A 255-nucleotide genomic window follows, 5' to 3' on the forward strand; every position below is an offset into this window, starting at 1 on the left:
GAAGTATATCATACAGGATTATCCAATAAACACCGGTTGTTTCCATAGCAACAGTATCTACATTATTTTCCAGTAAGTAGGATGCTGCAGCTTCCAAATCCTCCGTAAAGGTGTCGAAACTTTTCACCTCTTTACCTTCCAATCCAACAAAAATTTTGCGGGCACCTATATCAATACCCGCCGCATGTGTTCTAATTTTTTTCATGGCGAATAAATTTTAAAAACCACAGTTGGAAAATCTTTCAGCTTGCAAGA

At 37.6% G+C, this 255-nt stretch carries 1 pseudogene; it reads right to left on the reverse strand.

Features of this window, described 5'->3' with window-relative positions:
* Nucleotides 1-205, reverse strand: a pseudogene (locus LB465_RS18580) (IS110 family transposase); the annotation flags it as partial.
* Between the last annotated feature and the right edge of the window lie 50 nt (nucleotides 206-255).

Source organism: Salegentibacter lacus (genome assembly GCF_020164555.1).
GTDB lineage: Bacteria > Bacteroidota > Bacteroidia > Flavobacteriales > Flavobacteriaceae > Salegentibacter > Salegentibacter lacus.